Below are 1,626 nucleotides of genomic sequence, written 5' to 3' on the forward strand. Positions count from 1 at the left end.
CACGGATGCCGCGGCGCCGCTCGATCGCGTGCAGGCCGCGGGGGAGCCCGTGATCCATCAGCGCGCGAGCCTGCGCACCTCATCGGTCGAGTGGACGTCGGCGGCGCGACCGTCGGACGCCCCGGCGCCCACGCCGTGGCTCGACGCGGACACCCTGCTCGCCCATCGTCGCCACGAACCGGGCCTCGAGGAGTCCGTCGCCGACACGATCGTCACGCCGCGGCCGGGCGGCCGGGTCGGCGAGGTGCCGCCCGCACCACCGATGCCATCCGGAGCGGCGACCGGGACGCCATCGTCGTCCCTGCCCGCCCCGCCGTCCGGAACCGCGATCGAGACCGGTGGGAACGGCCCCCGGTTCCGCATCGGCGACGGCGCGCCGCTCACCGTCACGGCGCCCGTGCTCATCGGGCGGAAGCCGTTGCCGCCGCGAATCGCGGGCAGCGGGGCGCAGCCCGAGCTCCTCGCGGTCGAGTCGCCGGCGGCGGTCGTCTCCGGCACCCACCTCGAACTCCGCCTCGTCGGCTCCCGCCTCGTCGCGACCGACCTGCACTCGACCAACGGCACCGTGCTCCGCACGTCGTCCGGCACGCGTCGACTGCGAGCGGGGGAGTCCATCGTCGTGCTTCCCGGCGCCATCCTCGACCTCGGAGACGATACGATCATCGAGATCCTCTCCGCCCAGGGTGCTCCCGGCGCATGACCCGAACAGACAGCAGGCCTCACAGGTGACCCAGATCGGCAATGGCAACGCCCGCCACCGGATCACGCTGCCCGACGGCACCGAGGTCACCCTCGCCTGGGCGGCGGTCACCGACACCGGGCTGCGTCGCGAGGTCAACGAAGACAGCTTCATCGCCCAGGCGCCGGTGTTCGCCGTGGCCGATGGCATGGGCGGCCACGCCGCAGGCGACTTCGCGAGCGCCGCGGTCGTCACCCGGCTCGCGGAGCACGGCGGGAAGACGCTCGTCGGCACCCCCGAGATCGACCACGCACTCCGGCTGGCGGTGCAGGACATGGGCCGCGGCGCCGGCGTCACCGACGAGGGCAGCGGCACCACGGTCACCGGGGCGGCGCTCGGCGCCATCGCCGACGAACCGGCGTGGATCGTCTTCAACATCGGCGACTCGCGCGTCTACCGCCTGGTGGGAGGCGTCCTCGAGCAGCTGACGGTCGACCACTCGATCGTGCAGGAACTCGTCGATGCGGGGCAGATCACGCGGGAAGAGGCCGACACCCATCCGCACTCGAACGTGATCACCCGCGCGGTCGGCTTCCACGAGGCGCCGATCCCCGACTACCGCGCGATCGCCGTCGAACCCGGAATGCGGCTGCTGATCTGCTCCGACGGGCTGACGAAAGAGCTCACGACCTACGGCATCCGCCACTTCCTCGTGGCCAACGCGAAGGCCGAGAAGGCCGCGCATCAGCTGCTCGAAGCCGCGCTCGGCAACGGCGGGCGCGACAACGTGACGGCGATCGTCGTCGACGTGCTGAAGGTCGTACGCCCCGCAGGTGCGCAGTCGTCGGACGAGGTCGAGCCGGCGCGCAGCTGACACCGGGTCGGCGCGGCCATCCGAGCTGTCCACAGCACCGCGAGGCATCCGTCGCCCGCGGATACAATGATGG

At 72.5% G+C, this 1,626-nt stretch carries 2 protein-coding genes; both read left to right on the forward strand.

Annotation, left to right across the window (positions count from 1 at the left end; all coding sequences use genetic code 11):
* On the forward strand, positions 1-700 hold a 700-nt coding region (locus tag ACFWWU_RS37160), incomplete at its 5' end, for an FHA domain-containing protein (RefSeq protein ID WP_384153596.1).
* Positions 701-725: 25 nt separating this feature from the next.
* Positions 726-1,553: a PP2C family protein-serine/threonine phosphatase gene (locus ACFWWU_RS37165; protein WP_384153599.1), complete on the forward strand. Its 828-nt coding sequence runs from the start codon at positions 726-728 to the stop codon at positions 1,551-1,553.
* Positions 1,554-1,626 lie beyond the last annotated feature (73 nt).

This window comes from Streptomyces sp. NPDC058650 (assembly GCF_042717315.1).
GTDB lineage: Bacteria > Actinomycetota > Actinomycetes > Streptomycetales > Streptomycetaceae > Streptomyces.